Source organism: Shewanella sp. Isolate13 (genome assembly GCF_022398325.1).
Taxonomy (GTDB): Bacteria; Pseudomonadota; Gammaproteobacteria; order Enterobacterales; family Shewanellaceae; genus Shewanella.
Genome location: NZ_JAKEVD010000001.1, coordinates 1 through 21890, shown reverse-complemented (window position 1 = coordinate 21890; position 21890 = coordinate 1). Strand labels below are relative to the sequence as shown.

At 48.4% G+C, this 21890-nt stretch carries 19 protein-coding genes; 4 read left to right on the top strand and 15 right to left on the bottom strand.

The genetic code is table 11. The annotated features are described in order from the left end of the window. Positions 1-345 precede the first annotated feature (345 nt). The 7 genes from panC to sfsA form a co-directional block, all read right to left on the bottom strand. On the bottom strand, positions 346-1194 hold the full coding sequence (gene panC / locus L1D44_RS00095; RefSeq protein ID WP_239888215.1) for a pantoate--beta-alanine ligase: 849 nt from the start codon (positions 1192-1194) through the stop codon (positions 346-348). A gap of 73 nt (positions 1195-1267) precedes the next feature. Then, a complete protein-coding gene (panB, locus tag L1D44_RS00090; protein ID WP_220767973.1) occupies positions 1268-2062 on the bottom strand; it encodes a 3-methyl-2-oxobutanoate hydroxymethyltransferase in 795 nt (264 codons plus the stop codon). Positions 2063-2196: 134 nt separating this feature from the next. Beyond that, complete coding sequence (gene folK, locus L1D44_RS00085; RefSeq protein WP_239888214.1) at positions 2197-2691, bottom strand: 2-amino-4-hydroxy-6-hydroxymethyldihydropteridine diphosphokinase; 495 nt, start codon at positions 2689-2691, stop codon at positions 2197-2199. Further along, positions 2691-3995: a polynucleotide adenylyltransferase PcnB gene (gene pcnB / locus L1D44_RS00080; protein WP_239888213.1), complete on the bottom strand. Its 1305-nt coding sequence runs from the start codon at positions 3993-3995 to the stop codon at positions 2691-2693. Before pcnB ends, folK begins: the two co-directional genes overlap by 1 nt. Before the next feature lie 180 nt (positions 3996-4175). Beyond that, complete coding sequence (gluQRS, locus tag L1D44_RS00075; protein WP_239888212.1) at positions 4176-5054, bottom strand: tRNA glutamyl-Q(34) synthetase GluQRS; 879 nt, start codon at positions 5052-5054, stop codon at positions 4176-4178. A gap of 56 nt (positions 5055-5110) precedes the next feature. Then, the gene (gene dksA / locus L1D44_RS00070) at positions 5111-5554 is read right to left on the bottom strand and encodes an RNA polymerase-binding protein DksA (protein WP_220767976.1); all 444 of its coding nucleotides are present in this window, start codon (positions 5552-5554) and stop codon (positions 5111-5113) included. Between the two features lie 159 nt (positions 5555-5713). Then, entirely contained in the window at positions 5714-6418 is a 705-nt protein-coding gene (sfsA, locus tag L1D44_RS00065) for a DNA/RNA nuclease SfsA (RefSeq protein WP_239888211.1), read from the bottom strand. A gap of 285 nt (positions 6419-6703) precedes the next feature. Here sfsA and pepB point away from each other — a divergent pair, with 285 nt between their 5' ends. Continuing rightward, positions 6704-7981: an aminopeptidase PepB gene (gene pepB, locus L1D44_RS00060; RefSeq protein WP_239888210.1), complete on the top strand. Its 1278-nt coding sequence runs from the start codon at positions 6704-6706 to the stop codon at positions 7979-7981. A 166-nt stretch (positions 7982-8147) separates the two neighbouring features. Continuing rightward, a complete protein-coding gene (locus L1D44_RS00055; protein WP_239888209.1) occupies positions 8148-9128 on the top strand; it encodes a winged helix-turn-helix domain-containing protein in 981 nt (326 codons plus the stop codon). Between the two features lie 239 nt (positions 9129-9367). Here L1D44_RS00055 and L1D44_RS00050 read toward each other — a convergent pair whose 3' ends face one another. After that, a complete protein-coding gene (locus tag L1D44_RS00050; RefSeq protein ID WP_239888208.1) occupies positions 9368-9679 on the bottom strand; it encodes a hypothetical protein in 312 nt (103 codons plus the stop codon). 49 nt (positions 9680-9728) lie between these two features. After that, positions 9729-10268 carry an RNA 2',3'-cyclic phosphodiesterase gene (thpR, locus tag L1D44_RS00045; protein ID WP_239888207.1) on the bottom strand — a complete coding sequence of 180 codons (540 nt, stop codon included), beginning with the start codon at positions 10266-10268 and terminating at the stop codon, positions 9729-9731. A 194-nt stretch (positions 10269-10462) separates the two neighbouring features. Between thpR and hrpB the strand changes: the two genes are divergently transcribed. Then, positions 10463-13000 (top strand): ATP-dependent helicase HrpB, encoded by a 2538-nt coding sequence (hrpB, locus tag L1D44_RS00040; RefSeq protein WP_239888206.1) that lies wholly within the window; start codon positions 10463-10465, stop codon positions 12998-13000. A gap of 24 nt (positions 13001-13024) precedes the next feature. After that, the gene (gene mrcB / locus L1D44_RS00035) at positions 13025-15391 is read left to right on the top strand and encodes a penicillin-binding protein 1B (protein WP_239888205.1); all 2367 of its coding nucleotides are present in this window, start codon (positions 13025-13027) and stop codon (positions 15389-15391) included. Between the two features lie 98 nt (positions 15392-15489). On the opposite strand, the gene L1D44_RS00030 is transcribed toward mrcB, so the two are convergent. The 6 genes from L1D44_RS00030 to L1D44_RS00005 form a co-directional block, all read right to left on the bottom strand. Then, positions 15490-16662: a sugar transporter gene (locus tag L1D44_RS00030; RefSeq protein ID WP_239888204.1), complete on the bottom strand. Its 1173-nt coding sequence runs from the start codon at positions 16660-16662 to the stop codon at positions 15490-15492. 369 nt (positions 16663-17031) lie between these two features. Beyond that, positions 17032-17463: a GNAT family N-acetyltransferase gene (locus L1D44_RS00025; protein ID WP_239888203.1), complete on the bottom strand. Its 432-nt coding sequence runs from the start codon at positions 17461-17463 to the stop codon at positions 17032-17034. 278 nt (positions 17464-17741) lie between these two features. Further along, positions 17742-18524 carry a PepSY-associated TM helix domain-containing protein gene (locus L1D44_RS00020; protein WP_239888202.1) on the bottom strand — a complete coding sequence of 261 codons (783 nt, stop codon included), beginning with the start codon at positions 18522-18524 and terminating at the stop codon, positions 17742-17744. Between the two features lie 313 nt (positions 18525-18837). Further along, positions 18838-19593: a hypothetical protein gene (locus tag L1D44_RS00015; RefSeq protein ID WP_239888201.1), complete on the bottom strand. Its 756-nt coding sequence runs from the start codon at positions 19591-19593 to the stop codon at positions 18838-18840. Positions 19594-19799: 206 nt separating this feature from the next. Next, a complete protein-coding gene (locus L1D44_RS00010) occupies positions 19800-20324 on the bottom strand; it encodes an FMN-binding protein (RefSeq protein WP_239888200.1) in 525 nt (174 codons plus the stop codon). Positions 20325-20438: 114 nt separating this feature from the next. Next, the gene (locus L1D44_RS00005; protein ID WP_239888199.1) at positions 20439-21617 is read right to left on the bottom strand and encodes a porin; all 1179 of its coding nucleotides are present in this window, start codon (positions 21615-21617) and stop codon (positions 20439-20441) included. Positions 21618-21890: the final 273 nt, after the last annotated feature.

Genomic DNA, 21890 nt, shown 5'->3' with positions numbered 1-21890 from the left:
AAATATCCTTATCGAGCTTGGTGCTTAGTTAGGTACTGAAAACGCTTATGTTTACAGTGTTAACACTGTTTTTATTAACAAAGAAGTTAACTATTTAACATTAGGCCATACTATGGCGTAAGTTGGATCATAACGCTAGTGTTTTGATATGTGATAGTAGGGGATTGAGCCTTGATGGTCGTGAACCATACTAAAGGTTGAGCACTAAAGCCTTGGCGCTTTAGGGGAAGTAGGCGCCAAGACAGGGCTGATAACACAGGCCTGTGTAATGGCAATCTAGCTTCTTTAATACAAAAACGGCTTAAAACCCAGTTTTAAGCCGTTTGTCTTTTTGCTCATCGCAGCTTAAGCAAGCTTGACGACAAGGTTATCGATAAGGCGAGTAGAGCCCATATAGGCCGCCACTAAAATCACTAACTCTTTATCTTCGGCTGCGGCAATGGCAAAGCTACTTGCATGTCGAATAGCGAGGTAATCGTTTTTAAAACCAGCGTCTGCTAGTTCTACTTGTCCCTGAGCAATAACGGCTTCGATGCTTTCACCAGTTTTAAGTGAACAGGCCATCTTGTCTAAGGTGCGCTTTATCTGCGCCGCTTGAGCCTTCTGCTCTGCACTGAGATAACCGTTGCGTGAACTCATGGCAAGACCCGAGTCTTCACGGATGGTTTCAACACCAACGACTTCAACGGGTAGAGATAGGTCTTCAACCATAGTGCGGATCACTAATAGCTGTTGAAAGTCTTTCTGACCGAACAGGGCGATGTCAGGTTGTACGATATTAAACAGCTTACAGACGATGGTGGCAACGCCTCTGAAGTGCCCTGGGCGACTCGCGCCACAAAGCACATCAGAGATCCCCGGCACCTCGACAAAAGTCTGTGCATCCATGCCTTTGGGATAGATGATTTCAGGTGTCGGCGTGAACAGCAGTTCGGCGCCCGCTTCAACGAGTGCGGCCTGATCATCGGCTAAGGTTCTTGGATAAGCATCGAGATCTTCGTTTTGCCCAAACTGCATCGGGTTAACAAAAATGGAGGCGACCACATGGTCCGCTCGTGTCTTAGCTTCTTTGACTAAGGTGATGTGACCTAAGTGCAAGTTGCCCATAGTAGGAACAAATGCAACTGTCTCGCCCTTCTGTTTCCATGCTTTAACTTGGGCACGGATATCGGCGATAGATTGAGTCGTGATCATGATTTTACTGCTCTGGTACGCAATTTAAAGATTGGCTCTCAACCCATGGGCTGAGAGCGAGTGATTAGACTAATTAGTTAAATGTATGCTCGTCACCTGGGAAAACACCCTCGGCAACTTCATCAATATAGGCACGAACGGCGGCGCGAATTTCGCCAGTCTGCTTGAGGTAGTTTTTAGAGAAACGTGGGATGTAACCACTAGAGATCCCGAGCACGTCATGCATCACTAAGATCTGGCCATCGGTATCTTTACCCGCACCTATGCCAATCACAGGAATAGTTAACGCTTCGGTAATCGTTTTTGCTAAAGAAGCGGGAATACACTCAAGCACTAACAACTGCGCACCGGCAGCTTCTAACGCTTTCGCTTCATCGAGAATACGCTGCGCGTTATCTGCATCGCGGCCCTGAACCTTAAAACCACCAAAGACATGCACAGATTGTGGCGTTAGCCCTAGGTGAGCACACACAGGAATACCGCGTTCGGTGAGCATAGACACGCTCTCGAGTAGCCATTTACCGCCTTCGACCTTAACCATACTCGCACCCGCCTGCATCAGCTTAGTGGCGTTGGTCATAGTCTGCTCTGGGGTGGCGTAGCTCATAAACGGCATATCGGCGATAAGCAGAGAGCGTTCGATGCCACGACGGACGCAACGCGTGTGATAGGCAATATCTTCAACCGTTACTGGCAGGGTGTCGCTATGTCCTTGCAGTACCATTCCCATTGAATCACCGACCAATAGCACGTCAATACCTTCGCTATCGAATGCGCCGGCAAAGCTGGCGTCGTAGGCGGTTAATGCAGTGAACTTCTTACCTTCTTGTTTGAAGGTACGCAGTGTAGAACTTGTAATTTTGGACATAATGGTAACTTTTAACCCAATTGTGAAGTGGTTATATGCCAATAAAGGCACAACTTCAATGATCTCGGTATCAAATTTTTGTGTTAACGGATAGGCGTCATACTAGCAGGAAATACTCCCATTGCGCATGTCACTTATTCGCCTGTGAAATCTTGTGCTAATACTAACTCGGCTCTCAGCGAATCGCTGATTAAGCTCGCCAGCTTGGTGTTGTCTGGCAAGGTAAGCGTAGGCGCGATATCGAATAGTGGCACCAACACGAAACTGCGCTCGCGCATCCCATAATGGGGGACCGTTAGGCGAGGGGTGTCGATGCATTGACTATCATAGAGCAGTAGATCTAAGTCTAGGGTTCTTGGCCCCCAACGCAGCTCTCTTAAGCGGCCCTGCTGATTCTCAATATTTTGCAATGCATCGAGTAACTCGATAGGCGTCAGTTCTGTGTTGAAACCCGCTACCGCATTAACGTAGTCAGGCTGCTCGACGTCCCCCATGGGGGCGGAGCGATAATAGGAGGAGACAGAAAATGACTGGGGAGCGGCCAGGCTCAATAAGGCCTCACAGGCATTATTGAGCTGGCTGATTGGGTCCGCTAAGTTAGCGCCCAATGCGACATAGACTTGTGCCATTATTCTGCAGATTTTGGCGCCGATTTAGCACTCGGCTTGCGGCGACGGCGTTGGTTAGAGCTGCGGTTGCGTCCGCCTTTATTGGCTGAGCGAGCAATCACATTGCGCTGATCTTCGCTGCCCTCAACAAAGCTCTTCCACCAAGCGGCATTCTTAGCTATCACCCCCCCCTCTGCATGAGCACGCAGTAGGAGTAGATCGTAAGCCGCTCTGAACTTAGGATGTTCGATAAATCTAAACGCCTTTGTGCCTCGGTTACGCTCGAATCTCAGTTGTAGTTGCCAGATATCTTTGGTGACTGTGCTGAAACGGCGTGGAATGCTGATAGAGCGGCACTGCTGCTCCATAATATCGCCCATGGCGGCATTATAGGCATCGTACATTGTCAAACCGCTTTCTAAAGCGATATCGTCGGCGCGTTGGCTTAGTGGGTACCAAAGCAGCGCTGCATAGAAAAATGCGGGGGTTACCGGCTTATCTTGTTCGACACGCTCGTCAGTGTTGGCCATCATCTCTTGCATCAGCTTAGCGATAGCACCATTTGGTGTCTCTTTAAGCTGAGCCTCAACGAGAGGGAATAGTGGTTCAAATAAGCCAAACTCACGCATCATATGGTAGTTTTCAAGCGCTCTTCCAGCGAAAAACAGCTTGAGTACTTCTTCATACATACGTGCGGCAGGAATATCTTTCAGCAGACCCGCTAAGGCTTTGATTGGCTGGGCAGTCTTGTCCTCAATGCTCATATCTAGCTTAGTGGCGAAACGCACGGCACGTAGCATACGTACCGGATCTTCACGATAGCGTGTCTCAGGATCGCCAATTAGGCGGATTGTACGTGACTCAAGATCATCTAAGCCACCACCGTAGCTGTGAATCGAGAAATCACTGATATCGTAATAGAGGGCGTTGACGGTGAAATCGCGGCGTTCGGCGTCTTCATCGATACTGCCATAGACGTTATCGCGTAGCAGTCGGCCCGACTCGTTGGTCTTTGAGATCTTCTCACCGCTATCGACATGGTGTCCACGCAGCGTCGCCACTTCAATGACATCGCGTCCAAAAACGATATGGGCGAGGCGGAAGCGGCGGCCGACTAGACGGCAGTTACGAAATAGGCGTTTAATCTCTTCGGGAGTCGCATTGGTGACAACGTCAAAATCTTTTGGTTGCATGCCCAATAAAATATCGCGTACACCGCCGCCTACCAAGTAAGCCTTAAAGCCAGACTTGTGTAGTCTATAGAGTACTTTGATCGCATTTTCACTGATCTGTCTACGAGAAATTGCGTGCTCATTTCTAGGCACGACCTCTAAACTAAGACCTGTCTGCGTGTTTTCTTCAACTTTTGAATTGTCTTCAAATAGCTGTTTACAGAATTGGCTAATACGGCGAAAAATGGGACACCTCTGATTTGGATCTTAATTGGGGTAAAAACAAGTGGGCTATGATAACTCAATTAAAGCTTAATGAGTATACGATTAAGCTCACGTATCGAGGAGTATTTCCGATTGTTTAGGCACCTTGGTGAGATCAAATTGACTCACGGCCTGCTCAATCATCTTACCCGCTTGAGATTCTGTTGCTACGGCGCTCTGGCCTAGAAAGGCTAAAGCGGCATTAATACTGGCCTGGGGATGAAGATTATCTATCGCTGGCGCATGGTTTTGCTTAGACAGTTTCCGACCTTTCTCTGCACAAGCTAAAGGCAGATGTAACCATTTAGGCGCAGGTGATTTGAGTAGTCGGTATAAGCTTTCTTGACGACAGGTGGGTTCCAGTAGATCGCAACCTCTGACAACCTCACTAATTTGCTGATGAATATCATCGAGCACGACCGCCAATTGGTAGGCATATAAGCCGTCGCTGCGCTTAATAATAAAATCTTCCGACGCAAAACGTTTATCTACCGAGACGAGTCCCATATGTTGATCGACAAACTGCTCGATAGCATAGGGATTTCTCACCCTGATCGCTCCTTGCCTCAGAGGCTGGATTAGCTTGCCACAGCGGCCATCGTAGCTGCCACCCATGGCTTGGATCTGCTTACGAGTGCACTGGCAGTAGTAAGCCAGATCATCTTGTAGCAGTTGCTCAATTTTATCTTGGTAAACATCGAGACGCTGACTTTGATAAAGGACGCTGTCATCCCATTCAAAACCATAGGCTTCGAGGGTTCTTAGAATCTCACTGCTTGCGCCAGGAATTTCACGTGGGGGATCGATATCTTCTATACGAACCAACCATTTACCGCCCATAGAGCGGGCACGCAGATAACTGCCGAGGGCAGCAATTAATGAACCAAAATGCAGGGGACCAGATGGGGAAGGCGCAAAACGGCCAATATAGGGAGTCACGTTAATCATTTACTGACGTCAAAATAAAAGAGCGGAGCCATAAGCTCCGCACCTTAAGATAGCATTTAGCCTGCCATCTGTTTTTCTTTGATCTCAGCAAGCGTTTTACAGTCGATACATTGGTCGGCTGTTGGGCGCGCTTCTAAGCGGCGAATACCGATTTCGATGCCACAAGATTCACAGAAGCCGAAATCGTCATCTTCAATCTTTTGCATTGTCTTTTCGATCTTCTTAATCAGCTTACGCTCTCTGTCGCGAGCACGTAACTCTAAGCTGAACTCTTCTTCCTGAGCTGCGCGATCGACAGGATCTGGGAAATTAGCAGCTTCGTCTTGCATGTGATTCAGAGTGCGGTCAACTTCTTCGCGCAATTGGTTACGCCATGCTCCAAGAATCGTCTTGAAGTGACCCAATTGAGCGTCGTTCATGTACTCCTCACCCGGCTTTTCCTGGTAAGGATCTACACCTGCAATAGCGAGCACGCCAAGTTTTTTAGTGCCTTCAGGCATAACGCATCTCCTGTTAATCATTTGCGTTGTAGGGCGTCTTTTAATAACGGCCGCTATCTATATCAGAAAGCTTTGAACTAGGCAAATAATTTATATTAAATCGCTTCTATTCTTTGACTATGTCCGCTATTAAGAACAATTTCAACTCTATATTCAGAATTAAAGCCTAACCGGACAGGATTTAACCAAACGTGTCTGTGTGGGCGATAAGTCGGCGCTGTAGGCCAAAACCTCTACTCCAGCTTGGTGCGCTTCAGCCAATAATTTTGCATAGTCGGCATCGATATGAGCGGCGGGGGCGACACTGTTTATGCCCGAATGCTGAACAACAAATAACAATACGGCGCGATGTCCCTGCTGGACCATCTCCATTAGCTCACGTAGGTGTTTCTGGCCGCGAGTGGTTACCGCATCGGGGAAGTACCCCTGCCCCTGCTCTAACAGCGTACAACTTTTGACTTCTATGTAGCAGTTAGCTTTGCTGCTGTCTTCGAGGAGGATATCGATACGACTGTTTTCGCTACCGTATTTAACCTCGCGGCGTAATGATTCATAGCCTTGTAGCTCAGTGATGATGCCTGAGGTAATGGCCTCCTCTGCCAACGCATTAGCCCGGCCGGTATTGATGCCAATCACGTGGCCTTCAGGCGTTTGGGCTAACTCCCAGGTGCGGCTGTATTTGCGTTTCGGATTATCTGATACCGAGAACCAGACCTTTTCACCGGGAAACAAGCAATTTTTCATTGAGCCAGTATTAGGGCAATGAATGGTAACCTGTTCACCGTCGTCTAAGGTGATATCGGTTAAGAAGCGTTTGTAGCGTTTGAGTAATACGCCAGTTTCAAAAGCGGGACTAAATTCCATTGAGTCATCTGCTGTTAATCGATTTTGGGCTAGGTTAGCAAAATTTGGCGCGGCTGTGGCAACAGATAGTTGTCGGTCTACTTTGATTTATTGGTATTAGGAGAGCGAGGCTAGCCCACCGTTTCAAAATGCTGCCACTATAAATAGTCATTCACTTGCGGTGGCAGCCTTTAGATATCTTTAGGGATCCAGTAGACTGCTTGCACTAAAAATAGGCTAGTTACCGATAACTCAAGCGCAATTGAAGGGTTACTGGAACATCGATTTATATAATAAGGACCTAGCATGACGGATTTTATGAAAGTGACTCTGACTCGTGAAAGTGCAGCTGCCCATTGGGGCAAGGCTGATGTAACTTTTCAGGGGGATGTTGCTTCTATTCACCTAATCGAGGGAGATGCCCTGCTGCATGTACAGCAAGCGGCGCGTAAGTTAGAGCTTCAAGGTGTGACTAAAGTCGCCCTTACAGGGGAGTTGTGGACAGTCGATCTACAGTGGGCATTCGCCCAAGGCTTTGCCACTGCGCTGACTACGCCCATTATCCAGTGGACAGGCGATGATGCAACTCAGGCGCTACTAACTAGCCGTCTCGAGAGCGCGACATTTGCTCGCCACCTGATTAACGAAACTCCTGAAAACCTATCGCCGATGGCACTGGCGACGCAGGCGGCCACTTGGCTCAGCGCTATCGGCGGTGACAAGGTGAGCTATCGCATCATCGAAGGCGAAGCGCTACTGGAGGAGCAGTGGATCGGCATTCACGCTGTCGGCCGTGGTAGTGAGCGCCCTCCTGCGCTACTCGAACTAGACTTTAATCCGCTAGCCGATGATGCCCCTGTCTCTGTCGCACTTGTGGGTAAAGGTATTACCTTCGACTCCGGCGGCTATAGCATTAAAGGCTCCGAGGGGATGCTCGGAATGAAGTGTGATATGGGCGGTGCTGCGACCGTGACCGCAGCCCTAGGTCTTGCGATGAAATCAGGCCTTAATAAACGCGTTAAGTTGTTCTTGTGCTGCGCTGAAAACTTAATCAGTGGCCATGCCTACAAGCTGGGTGACATTCTTAAATATAAGAATGGTGTCACGGTTGAGGTGGTCAATACCGATGCCGAAGGCCGTTTAGTACTCGCCGATGGTTTGCAAGCGGCATCAGAAACTGGCGCGCCAGTGATCATCGATGCGGCAACACTAACAGGCGCTGCTGTGATGGCGGTCGGCACGAACTATAACGCCATCTTCTCGCCTAAGGCTGAGATGCTAGCGCTGGCACAACAAAAAGCACTAGCAGTTGGTGAGCGCGTTTGGCCGCTACCGCTAGACCCTTGGCATAAAGATAACTGCCCAAGTGCTTATGCCGATACGGCAAACAGTCGTCCTATGAAGGGCGGTGGTGCCGGCGGTGCCTCGAATGCCGCAGGGTTTTTATGGCGCTTTGTCGCACCTGAGGCCAACTGGTTGCATATCGATTTAGCCTCGGCGTTTTCAGATACAGGTGATCACCTGTGGTCAGCGGGTGCCACGACCCACGGTGTGCTAACCATAGCGGGGCTGCTAGAAGACTAAGTGCTTTAGCCTGAATCACTTAAAGCCCTGCATATAGTAGGGCTTTTTTTTAGCCTAAGCGGCGTGTTGATGGCTCCTTCTTGAAATCAGCCTTTGCTAAAACCTTATTAATGTTGCACTATTGTTACATCGCTCTTGGTTACTCTTAGCAAAGGCTCTTGTGCATATGAAGCTCACTTTTAGTGAATTCTCTATCGACAGCGAAACTTTTGAATTGCATGTTGGCGATCAAAGCGTTGCAATCGATGAGCGCAATGTTGCTCTGCTATCGATATTGGCGCAGCGTTACCCTGAGCACTGTAGTAAACAGGAGTGCTTAGATCTTATCTGGCAAGAGACTGTGGTCTCTGATATGTCACTGTCAAAGTTGGTGTCTGACACCCGTAAACTCTTCAGTAAAGCTGGTTACCAAGGCCCGCTTATTCAGACGGTGCATGGTCGTGGTTACCGTTTAGAGCATGTGCTGGGCAAGCAAGTTATCGCGCAGGCTCAGTCGCAAAACCAAAACCAAAACCAAAACCAAAACCAAAGCCAAAGCCAAAGCCAAGAAAAAGTTAGCCCTCAGCGCGGAGCCGTAGACTCCACCGACAGTGACCTGCCGCTGACGTCAGCTGCTAGCCAAAAAACGAATGCAACCAATTGGTTTTCTAATTGGGAGAACTTTGCCAAGGTATTGATCCTACTATTATTGACCATAGGCTTAGTTGTTCAGATTTGGCATGTCACAAGCTCTGATCATGATAAACCTGCTGCGACAACGCTAAGCTATAGCGAACCTAAAGGCTCGATTGGCCGCATACTCTGGGTTGATGACCATCCGGAAAATAATTTGGTAGAGAAAGCCTATTTTGAGCAGAAAAATATCGGTGTCTATAACACGGTGACCTCGCAGGAAGCACTGATGTTATTGTCTATGTACAACTACCAAACGGTGATCTCCGATATGGGGCGACATGGCGATTCACTGGCTGGATTAAAGCTACTGCAGGCCATTCGTGCCGAGGGAAATAACACGCCGTTTTACCTCTATACCTATGTGGAGTCACCTGGGCTTGTGGATGCGATTTATGAAAGCGGTGGTCAGGCTGTGGTGCTTGATTCAGAGTCGCTCTATAAGCTGGTATTGAGTCAGGTTGAACAGCAATAAGTGGCTAAATCTTTAAAATTCAAAACTTTTCAAACAATTTCAAATCTTGTCAGTGGGTAATTTCAAAAGCTTGTGATATCAATAGAGCTAACAGATTGTTGGCTTGCTGGTTAGTGATACAGGGAGTGGACAGAGCGCTTGATTAGGAGAGTGCTTAATTGTTACTAACCTTCTTCGATTAGCCACCTACAGAAAGGTGGCCTTTTTTTAGCTGTTTTTTACCGAGCAGACTGTGGGAGTTAATCCCTAAAGCCATCTTGAATAAATAGATGCTTAGTTTGGTTAAAGTTGCTTTCGCTACAGTTTACGAAGTCGATGGCGTACTGGGCGTTATCGAGTCTAAACTTTTCAATTTTTGCAATCTCATATTCATTCATCACGATATTCATCGCTTCTTGAGTCCATTCTGGCTCACCGCTACCGATTTTAACTTCTGGTGGATCGTAATGGGTGATCATCCAGTTTTGCAGTGCTTCGGCATCAATCTCGCCTAGTTTCCAAGAGGTCAGTAGGGCAAGCAGCTGTGCTTTGGTAATTTCGGTTGTTTCCATGATTATCTCAAATAGCTAGAACATAATGTTGCATAGGGTAGCGTAGATTTTATAAAGCACCTAGTTTCCACGAATAGAGCGTTGGATATTCGACCCCGTTGGCACCTGGACAGGACTCGAATAGCTGCAGTTTCGTAGGTGCTAGGGTTAAGGGCTGATAGTCGATTCCGTTGACTTCAGCCTTGGCCTTACGGGAAAGCGTGATGTGGGGGTTGTAGTGATGTTCGCTGCAATGTAAGCCGAGCTCGGCAGCGAGCTGTTGGGTGTCATCGGCGAGTTGTACTAGGCGCCTGTCATCGGCCCGACCTCTAAGACAGAGGATTTTTGGTTTTGCCCAATGACTTAAGGTATCGAGGGTGACGCTAAATTTAGGTTTGCTCAGTTGGTTAACGTTATCGATAAGTGCCGTTAATTGCTCTGGTGTCGCACCACCTAAGAAAGCCAGCGTCATATGCAGGTTAGCGCTAGGCACTAAGCGAACACTACTGGGTAGTTGAGCTTGAATCGCGGTGATAGTTCGGGTTTGTGCACTATCGAGAGAGAAGCCTAAGAATACACGCTTAATTTGGTTGTTTGTGTTGTTAGGCATCTAAGATTTCCTGAGTATTTAATGCTGTGATAATACTAGCAGTTTAGTCTATAGCCCCTTTTAGAGTACACTAGGCGGCAATGAGAACCTGCTCAATTGTGTTGCTCTTTTTTGACTGAAGCATAAGTCGATTAAAACCAACCTTGACTAAAAAGCTGACTATAACCCAGTTTTATTAAATTTATCATCGCGCCATGAATTCGAACATAAGGGTAATAGAGCCACTCGTGACATCGCTACCTATACATGCACTGCTACAGCCACTGCGTGACACTTTTATGTGTTGCCAGCAGGTGATCCTCGAAGCACCAACAGGGGCGGGTAAATCGACTGCCCTACCACTGGATATGCTGAACTGGCCGGAGATCGGCGGTAAAATTTTGATGCTGGAGCCACGTAGAGTCGCGGCTCGTAATGTGGCGCAGTTTATTGCCAAGCAGCGCGGCTGTGAGCTGGGAGCTGAGGTGGGTTATCGCGTCAAAGGCGATACGCGGGTGTCGGCCAATACGCGGCTAGAGATTGTCACCGAAGGGGTGTTAACCCGAATGATCCAGCAAGACCCTGAGCTGACTGGGATCGATATGGTGATTTTCGATGAAATTCACGAGCGCCATCTGACCACCGATCTTGGTCTGGCCCTAGCGCTGGAGATCCAAGCGAGCTTTCGTGAAGACTTAAAGATCCTCGCGATGTCCGCGACTCTATCGGGTTTGCCTCTGAGCGAGTTAATGCCAGAAGCTAAGCTGTTAAAGAGTGAAGGGCGTAGCTTTCCTGTTGAGCACAGTTATAGTGCCGTTCCCAATCAGAGCCACTGGTTAGAACATATGGCTAAGGTGATAGTGACTAGCCTGAGCGAACATGCTCAAGGCTCGCTACTGGCGTTTCTGCCGGGGCAGGGGGAGATCAACAAATTACACGGCATCTTAAGTGCTCGTCTTGAATCAAACACTTATATGATCTGCCCACTCTATGGCAGCTTGAGTGCCAAAGCGCAGGACTTGGCGATTGCCCCTGCGCTAAAGGGAGTGCGTAAGGTGGTGCTCGCCACTAACGTCGCCGAGTCGAGTTTGACCATCGAAGGCATTACTCAGGTTATTGACTCAGGTTATAAACGCCAGGCACGATTCAACCCTAGAACAGGCGTGACACGTCTGTCGCTCAAGCGAATTAGCCAGGCATCGGCGGCGCAGCGAGCGGGTCGTGCTGGGCGCTTAATGGCGGGTTTCTGCACTCGTCTTTGGAGCCAGGAGGAGCATGGACGCTTGCTCAAAGCCGATGAGCCAGAGATAGTGCATAGCGATCTGCTGTCCATGGTATTAGATGGGGCCTATTGGGGCGTAAAATCCCTCAATGAGTTACCTATGCTCACCGAGCCCTCGGCAGCAAATGAAGAAGTCAGTTGGCACTTACTTCAGCTAATGGGGATGGTGAATGGATCCCGTTTAATCACCCCACATGGCCGCGAGGCGCACAAGCTAGGTTGTAATCCTAGACTTGCGCATATGTTGTTGATAGCAAAGAAAAAGGCAAGAGAGGAGCAAGATGTAAACCTCGCTTTGTTAGCTTGTATATTGGCTGGCACATTAGAAGCCCGCAGCCGCAGTCGACTGGGGGCGGATATCAGCCGCTATCTGAGCGAAGCGCTGCAGGGAGAGTCGCAAAAACAGATCCGTAACTGGGTTAACACACTGGCTCTTTCCTCCCTTGGCAAGCTTGATTTAGCCGAGGTTGCTCGCCATGCGATTAGCCATGATATCGCTATGTTGCTGGCGCTCGCCTATCCCGACCGCATCGCTAAGGCACGCGGCGTAACAGGGTACCAACTGGCAAACGGTAGCGGTGTCGAGTTGGCCAATGATGACCAATTGTCAGGCTCTCCTTGGTTAGTGGTTGCTGACTTTCAAGAAACCGAGGGCCGAAGCCAGGGGAAGATCTATCTGGCTGCGCAGCTAGACTCAGGGTTATTTGATAGTGAGTTAGCCGAGTTAGTTGTCACTCAAGAATATGCCGGTTGGGATGAAACCAAGGGGCGCTTCTTTGCCGAGAAACAGCAAAAAATAGGTGAGATCCTATTATCTAAAGCCCCGATTAATAAGGTTGATAAGCACCTAATCAAGCAGGCACTCCTTGAGCAAATTAGGTTCAAGGGGTTGGCATTAATGAACTTTAATGATGCCTGCCAGCAACTACAGCGACGAGTGGCATTAGCCAACCAGTACTGCCCAGAGCACGACTGGCCTGTTCTAGACGATGATAGCTTGCTGAGTGAGCTTGATGATTGGCTCGCACCTTATTTAGATGAGGTGCGTAGTCTCGTACAATTGCAGCAATTAGATTGTTATACTCTGCTGCTTAATTTGTTGCCTTGGGAGCTACAGCAGCAACTCGAGGCGTTATTGCCAAGAAAGTGGCCGATGGCAACAGGCTCGAGCGTAAAAATCGAGTATGATGCCACGGGTCGAGCACTTTTGAGTGTCAGACTCCAAGAGGCGCTAGGCATGCAGCAGAGCCCTAGGCTGGCTCAGGGAAAGTTAGTGGTCACCATGGAGCTATTGTCGCCTGCCCATAGGCCGCTGGCGTTAACCGCCGATCTTGAAAGTTTTTGGCAAGGTCCCTATGAGCATGTGAAAAAAGAGATGAAGGGGCGTTACCCAAGACATTTATGGCCAGATGATCCCGCCAACACTCAACCGACCAAATTTACTAAAAAGAAGACGTTTAGCTCGCAGTAAGCTTGAGCACGTCGTGGAAGTACAATGACAGATAAAGCTACACCAAAACCTAAAGCGGCAACCAGAAAAGCGCCAGCTAAGAAGCGCCCGGCCGCGAAAAAGCCTCGAGCTAAAAAGTCGATGCCGAAGAAAGCGGGTGCGAGTTGGGGGAGGAAGATCTGGTCTATTAGCTGGAAGCTTGGCCTTATTCTCGCCGTGGCCATCGCCTCCTATGGGATCTATCTGGATCAAATCATAGCTCGCAAATTTGAAGGACAAAAATGGCATCTGCCGGCTCAGGTATTTAGTCGCTCTATGGCACTTTATCCTGGCGCAGCGGTGAGTCATGGTCAGTTGATGTCTGAGCTTAAGTTGCTTGGTTATCGTAAGGTGGCGAATCCTCGCCAAGTGGGTGAGTTTTCCGCCTCTAAGACCAAGATCGATCTTTGGCGTCGTCCATTCCTCCATCCTCAAGGGGATCAGCTTGAGCAGAGGGTGATGATCACCTTCGACAGCAACGGCGTGGTCTCCGTCGCCCGTAACAGCGATAAGCGCCAGTTAGCCGTGTTCCACCTTGAGCCAGTACTGCTAGATAGAATCATCACGGGTGATGGTGAAGATAGACTGTTTGTACCGACAGAGGAGATGCCAAAGTCGATCGTTAACGCGCTGATCTTGGTTGAAGATCGCACCTTCTATGAGCATCACGGGGTTAACCCGTTTGCGATCTTGCGTGCCGCCATGGTTAACATCAGCGCTGGGCGTACGGTTCAAGGCGGCTCGACCCTGACTCAGCAGCTAGCGAAGAACTTCTTCTTGTCTAGCGAGCGCTCGATAACCCGTAAGCTGCGTGAAGCCCTGATGGCGATCATTATTGATTTCCGTTACGAGAAAGATGAGATCTTAGAGGCCTACCTCAACGAAGTGTATATGGGGCAGGATAAGGCTCGTGGTGTGCACGGCATGGGCTTGGCTTCGCAATTCTATTTTGGCCGACCGATTGCCGAGTTAACCGTGCCGCAGCAGGCATTTTTGGTGGCGGTGATCAAGGGACCGTCATACTACAACCCATGGCGCTACCCTGAGCGTGCTCAAGAGCGACGAGACTTAGTCTTGCGCCTATTGATGGAAGCGGGCGATCTGAATGTGGCGCAGTATCAGGCCGCCGTCGAGTCACCGCTAGGGCTACGTAAAGCTAATAAGTCTGTGCATCAAAAGTTGCCGGCCTTCTTCTCCGTGGTAAAACATGAGCTTGCTAGCCGCTATGGTGACGCCTTGCTGCAGCAATCAGGGGTGAAGGTCTATACCACGCTGGATCCTATGGCCCAAGAGGCTGCCGAAAAGGCTGTTGAGCAGACCTTAAAACAGCTAGGTAAAAACGATAAGAGTCTGCAGGTAGGCTTGGTGCTGACCGATAAATACTCTGCCGGCATTGCCGCTATGGTTGGTGATAAGGTGCCAAGCTATCAAGGCTTTAACCGTGCAGTTGAGATCCGCAGACCCATAGGCTCTTTGATCAAGCCGTTTGTCTATGCCACTGCGTTGAGTCAAGGTAATACCTACAACTTAGTGTCACCACTGAAAGATGAGCCGATTACCCTTAAGAATGATCAAGGCAAGACCTGGTCGCCACAGAATGTGGACAAGCAGTTCCGTGGGCAGGTGCCGCTATTAACCGCCTTTAAAAAGTCGATGAACGTGCCGACGGTGAATTTAGGCATGGCGATAGGGGTGAGCAGCGTGGCGACCACCTTAGATAAGGCGGGTTGGCGGGAAAAAATCCCAGAGTATCCATCCATGCTGCTCGGTGCAGTAAACGGCTCGCCCTTAATGGTGGCGCAGGTGTTCCAAACGATTGCCGATGATGGCCGCTATCGCCATTTGAACTCGGTGACTACGGTACTGGATGCTAATAATCAGCCGCTTGTGGCATCTCGCCCTCAAGCGAAACAAGCGTTACCGGCGGCCAGTAACTATTTGGTTAAATATGCCATGACTCAGGTGGTGGATTCAGGGACGGCAAAACGCCTAGGCAATGCCTTCCCCTATGTGACGCTAGCGGGTAAGACGGGCACCAGTAACGATTCGCGAGACTCATGGTTTGCTGGCTTCGATGAGCGAAATGTGGCGGCTATTTGGGTTGGTCGAGATGATAATGGTAAGACTGGGTTATATGGTAGTAGCGGGGCGATGGCAGTGTACCAAGCCTTCCTCAACAACCGTGCGCCGTTGAGCCTACGTATGGCGCCTGTCGATGGTGTAGTACAAGGCTATTTTGAGCGTGATACCGGTAAAGCCGAAGAACCGCAGTGTGCCAATGTGGTTAAGGTGCCCGCCTTAGCCGAGAGCTATCAGCCAGTGGCTAACTGTGGCGAACCGCTGCCTTGGTGGAAGAAGTTAATAGGCGGTTAGTTCAACTTAAGGCGTTAGCCAATAATCTTAATATGGCCCAGAGGTGTGATGCATCTCTGGGCCATATTTTTTAAGTGCGAGAATGATAGCGATCAAGGTTAACTTGCTAGCGTTTGCACTCGGCGAGCTCTGACTAGGTAAACCAAAGGAATAATCGCTACAACAATGAGAAGGGTCGCCCAATTGCCGTTTTGGATCACGCCATAGCGTGCGGCTATGATACTGCCCAAGAGCGCGCCACTGCCTATGCCCACATTGAATAGGCCTGAGTAGATTGCCATGGCGACATCGGTAGCATCTGGCGCCAGTTTCAATGCTTTCGCTTGTAGCGACAGACACATCAACATCATGCCAGTGCCCCATAAGATACACAGTGGCAGTAACAGCCAAAGGTGACTGGCAATAACAGGTAAAATTGCCATGCAACTACCGAGCGTAGCTATCGCAATGGCCAGCAATCGTTGCGCATGCGCCCCTTGAAAGTGGCTAAATAGCAGGCTACCAATTAATCCTGCGCCACCAAAGGTCAGCAAGATCATGGTGGTGATATTGGCCGAATAGCCGAAATGTTCCTGCAGTAACGGTTCCAAGTAAGTGTAAACGCTGTAGTGAGCGGTAACCAGAGTCATCGTCAACAGATACAACCAGAGCAGGGCTTTATTGCGTGCTAATGAGGGCAGACTGCGCCAACTGCCGCCATGGGTGGCGGGCAGGTTTGGCAGACCGCGCCACAGCAGTAACATCATTGCCAGCGTGAGTATGCCGATTAAGGCGAAGATGCTGCGCCAGCCCATTAATTGGCCGATTACACGGCCCATAGGTATGCCCAGCACAAGCGCAAGTACGCAGCCAGTAGCGAAGATACTAAGTGCCTTTGCACCTTGCCCGTCAGGGGCTAGGCGCACCACTAAAGCTGGCGCGATAGCCCAAAAAAGCGCATGAGTTAAGGCGATGCCGATGCGACCCGATAGTAGAATATTGTAGCTTGGTGCCCAGACGCAGATCCCATGGCTGATGATAAACACCAACATTATGCCTAGCAGGAGTTTCTTACGCTCAAAGCGAGCAAACAGCAACACGGCAGGCAGGGAGGCAAGCGCGACCACGGCGGCATAAACCGTCAGCATAGGTCCGATGGCAACGGCGCTCATATTAAAGCTTTGGCCGAGAGCGGCTAAGATCCCCACTGGCACAAATTCAGTCGAGACAAAAACAAAAGCGGTAAGCGCCAGTAAAAACACAGGTGCCCAGGCGATAAGGCGCTGTTTCATCGGGTTTAACATCCAAAATTGAAAGGGCGGCAAGTCTACGCTCAAATCGAATTTTTGGCGAGTGTGGAAGTGATTGTCAGAATGCAAAATGTTTGATTTGTGAGCAGAGCAGTAGTTTTAAAAGAAGGGGCTAGGACTTAGGGCGCTTCGCTTCGAGGGCGGGCTGCGCCCTGCTAGAAAAAGCAAAAGAAAAAACAAAGAATCACTACTTTTCCCGCTTTTCGGCTTTCTCTCTAAGCGCAGTGCTCGGTAAGTGACGCAGTCACGTTCCCTAGGCCGTTCGGCTCTGCTAGTACCGTCTCAGCTTATCCCGCCTTTGCTCTTCCTAGAACCTAGAACCTGCTTTCCCTAGCACCTTCTTTAAACCCTTTAAAACTTCTTCAATAAAAAGTAACGCTCGGGGCTTTTAGCTGTACTAGGTACTGTACCGATAATTTCAAAGCCGAGCTTTTGATAAAATACAGGGGCTTGGAAGGATAGGGTATCGACTTGTGCCATAGTGCAATCACGCTGTTTGGCTTCAATTTCGGCTCGCTGCATAAGATCGCGACCAAGTCCCGAGCCTCGGGCGTTTTCATCGACCCATACCACGTTAATCAAGAAGTTGTCATAGATAGTGCGTCCCGCGACACCGCCGATGAGTTTGCCACTGTCATCATGGGCCACTACCGCGAGAGGTTTTGAGGTTTCAGGCCCCATATGAGCGAAGTTATGCTGGCGGACGCCATCGACCAAGGCATCAAACACCGACAGGTCTTCGTTATGGAGCACATCTACTTTTACTGTCATTTCAACTTCCATTTATTGTTTTAGCTCGTCTTTGCCTTAGAGTCTAGAATCTAGGCTCTAGAGCGCTCCGCTTCGAGGATGGGCTGAAGCCCTGCTAGGAAAAGCAAAAGCAAATATCACTACCTTTTTAGCTTTTCGCTTTCTCCCTAGGCCGCAGGCCGTTCGGCTCTTACCGTCTTAGCTTTTCCGTCTTTATCCGTCCTGCTTGTAGCGTCTTAGCTTGTCCAGTCTTTGCTCTTCCTAGGCCCTAGGACCTTTCTTGGCTTTTCCTAGAACCTAGAACCTAGAACCTAGAACCTTCTTTTTAAACCTACTTTCTTCTTTCTTGGTGGCTTGTGTTGTAGCCAAATATAGAAACCGGTAAACGCCATGATAAGCATGCTTAAGGCAACCAAATCCATTATCCAAGGGCCAAGAGTGCCGAAGAAGCGGCCGCTATGAAGATCGAGTAGTACTCGCTCCCAGCTAAGGTGGCTCGATCTTATCTGCTGAGCAAACTCGACAGTTTCAGGGCTATCGATTGGCTTAACCCAGTCGATAGCTGCGAAGGGCTGAGCCTGTGTCCACTCGATAAGATCGGTATCAGCCATATATAGGCCTGTAGCGGTTTTGAGCCATAGTCCTTCACTTTGGCCGAGTGCCTCAAGGTTTTCCGGTAGGCCCGTAGCTAGGCTTTGGGTCTCAAACAGCTCTCCTTGAGGAGAGAGAAGGTAGAGATGCCGGCGGTCGATGGCAACGATCATTTCGTTGTGGACTGTGGCGCCTAAGACTTGGCTGCTAGCCTCTAGAATAAGCTTATCCTCTAGCCAAAGCTGAGCCTCGGAGCTGATTAACGGTTGCGGGCTGGCTTGATACAGGGCGACATCGGTAGGCGCTTTAATGCCGTAGTAATCCAGCAGCCAGCCTTGCTTGACTTGAGCTGTATCGAGAGAGAGGTGGTTGCTATGATTAATTAGTACGCCCGTTACGGCGATAAAGACCACCAATAGGGTGGAAACTATCCCTATGCGGCGGTGCCAAGGGCGAAGTTGACGCAGCAGTTTAACTCTGAGGCTTGGATGTTTTCGGGTCATTTTTATTGGGCCTGTTGACCGATTATTATTGTTTTAACGCCAAATTTAAAATCATCATTGTGGCGCCTCAAATGCGAATACAAGCTATTTACTTTACAACAACCAATGCTATGACAAAACCGTTAAGTGGTAATCCTAATGGGCTTGTTTAGTTTTTAGCCTAGGTAGATGGGTACATGGCAAATGGACTGTCATCATTTAGGGCAAGCTCACTGTATTGGCGACCTTGTGGCTGCGCCTCTTCACTATATTAGTGAAGTGCTCGATTGTAAGGCACTGAGTATTGCTTCATACCCAGTGCTAGCCTTGGAAGTTAAAACCAACTTTGTTCAATCGCAGTAGCCAAAGTGGCAGAATAATTAGCAAAAATAGCGCTATGACCAGCAGTAAACATCGCAAATGATGCATCAGTAGGTTCAGTTAGAACATTGCTGGTGACATTGACAATTAACTCTGGGAATAACATTGTGTTGGCTGCATTAATGGCATCTTGTGCCTCAGTTAAAGAATAGTCATTATTGCTCATGGTTGCACTTGAGACATTGGATAATTTAGAGTCTGATAAGCGAGTCGTGACAGCGACATTGACGAGTTCGGCAATGGTTTCTTGTGTGCTTTTGGCAATCTTAGCCGTTTTAAAGTCAGTGGGCTCCTGCCAAGTGTACTGATAGTCGTCGTCAAACTGATAAACTCGGCTGTTTTCAAATGTAATACTTGCTGTCGCACCATCTGCCGGTAACTGAAAAATAACTCGGCTTGCGCTAGTGCTTTTTGCGTAGTTATTTTTGTGGATCACATCATTGAAAGTATATTCAACTCTCACTTCTTGTTGATTTGTTTTATCGTTAAATTGACTAATGCAGCGTGTACTGATCTCATCTGTTGCCGCACATAAACGGATTATGGTTTCATCTGATAATCCAAGTTGCAGGGCTTGAGCCCTGAAGTTATCGTCAACGATCACCTCATCGTTGTCGTCATCTGGATGTAAAATATTCTCGATATATTCACAACCACTGAGATTGAGGCATAACAAACCTGCCGCTAGCACTTTTATTTTTGCATTCATTAATTGACTACTCTGAGATATAACAAACGGTAACCACAATCTAGCATTGTTTTGATTGGCAGCAATAGCGATTTTTCCCTCGCTGTTAATACGGCTGTGAAGTTTAAATTTTCACTGAAGTCAGTCCCCAGGAGCTAGGCCCGTTAGTAGGTGATACCTGTCGGCCTGCAGTCATAAAAGTCACAATCTAAGATCCCTAGGATTACTTAATTGTTAGCGGTGATCTGCTCATCTAAATACAGAGCTATACGCGACAGTTTTGTCAGCGCTCTAACGGACAGAGTCGCCCCAGTAATGCCGTCGATATGAGTATCGAGTTTCAAATCATCAGTTAACTGGGCTGACTTGAACTGATCTGTGAAGAATTCGTGCCTAACTTCATCGCCTCGACTCTCGCGGTAAACCAACACTTTCGTCTGGGAGATTGCACTATCTTTGACGTGAATGCCTACTGTAATAGGGGCCTCTTTACCTATCTCGTCCATGACCCACACGCTTTGGTTATCTTGCTGCCAGTAACGCAGGCGCATTTTTTTAAAACTATGGGCGAGAATAGACTCGATAACGGCCTTGGTCTCGTCGTCTATCCAGAGGACTTTAGATTTTGGTGGATTGCCATCATAGGCTTGGTTAATAAAGTCTTCCGCAGTTTGGTAAGTACCACGGGCATTGGCTATGTTAGCGAATAGCGACAGACTCAGGATGGTTATTATGACAAGAGGTAGCTTCATAGCGATAACTTATAACTGGAGCCTTGTTGCTTGGGGAGGTAAATGAGTGTCCAAATCGGACACTCACCTTAATGCTTAGTTATTAGCGCTACTAACTAAGCCGCAGAGATTGACTTAGAACTGGTAACCCACGCCTAAGTTAAAGCCATCTGCATCTTTAGCACCGCCCACTTTTTCGTAGTCGGCTTTAAATACCACGTTTTCGTGCAACCAGTAGTTGATACCCACATTGGTTTGCTCGACTTTGGTGTCTTCGCTGTTGCCAGCATTGTTGTCGTACTCGTTATAGCGGGCAAACACGCCAAAGCTTTCATTGATGCGGTAAGATGGTTCGATGTACCAACCGTTTTGCTCATCGCGCCCTAATGCTTCAGCTTCTTTGCCATCGATATCCCACTGAGCGTATAGCGCCTTAACAGTGAAACCTTGGATTGAGTAAATAGCGTGTGCAGTAAGCAAGGTTGCAGAAGCTGTATCAACACCCGCTTTGCTTTGGGTTAAATCAGACTGATACTGTGCGGTAGCTGCCAGCTCTAACCCAGGAACGCCTGTGTATTTAACGCGAGCGGTATAGGCAAGATCTGAAGCATCGGCTTTAGCCACTTTTTGTCGGCCGCCACGAATATTATAAGTATCATCAACCTTAAGGCCTGATGTGATAGCGCCATCGAATGCGAGACCTGGAGCGGCTTTAACATTAAGTGCTGCACCGGCTTCCCACCAAGTTGCGGGCAAGATATTTTTCTCAACAGGGTTACGTTCAACGCCGTAGAAAGTTGGTGGCTCATGGGTTTCGTTAATGATGCCAACAGGCACTAAGAATAGACCCGCTTTACCTGTAAACATCTCATTAAAGTCATGCTCGATATACGCTTGTTCTAGCTCTACCTCACCAGGCTTATCGTCACCTGAAAGTGCATGTTCAATCTCTAGCTCAGAGAAGAAGCGGGTGTTTTCGGTAAACTCATGACCAAAGAACAATACGAAACGATGAAAATCGATAGCTTTCTTATCTTTACCTGACTTGTTATCTGTGATGTTGTTGTAATGAAGCTCACCATAACCGCCGATAGTTGTCGCACTCTTAGACTCAGTTGCAGATTCTTCTACCACGTCAGCGGTCTTCTCTACACGCTTTTCAGTCTCATCGAGACGCTTCTCAAGATCTTGCAGTACTTTTTGCTGTTGCTCGATAATTTTACGAAGCTCTGCAGAATCATCAGCCGCGACAGCAGCTTGCGACGCGAACATGCCAACTAGCGCTGTGGCAAGTAAGGTTTTTTTCATCATCATTTTTCCCTGTTGTTATTTAAGGGTTACTAAATTTGGCTGAATTCTAACAACTGATGTTGGTAATGCAAATAGTTATCATTGCCATTTTTGATCTATGTCAAAAAGTGTAAACGAGGTGTAAAGCTTTTTGCGTGGTGGTTGAGTTGTCGCTCGTATGGTTAACTTTTTGTTTTGTAATGAGAGATCCATAGTGGAAATGAAAAAGGTGAGCCAGAGGCTCACCTTTTTGCAAATAGAAAAAAATTTAATTTTATTTTAAGGTTTGAGCAGTGT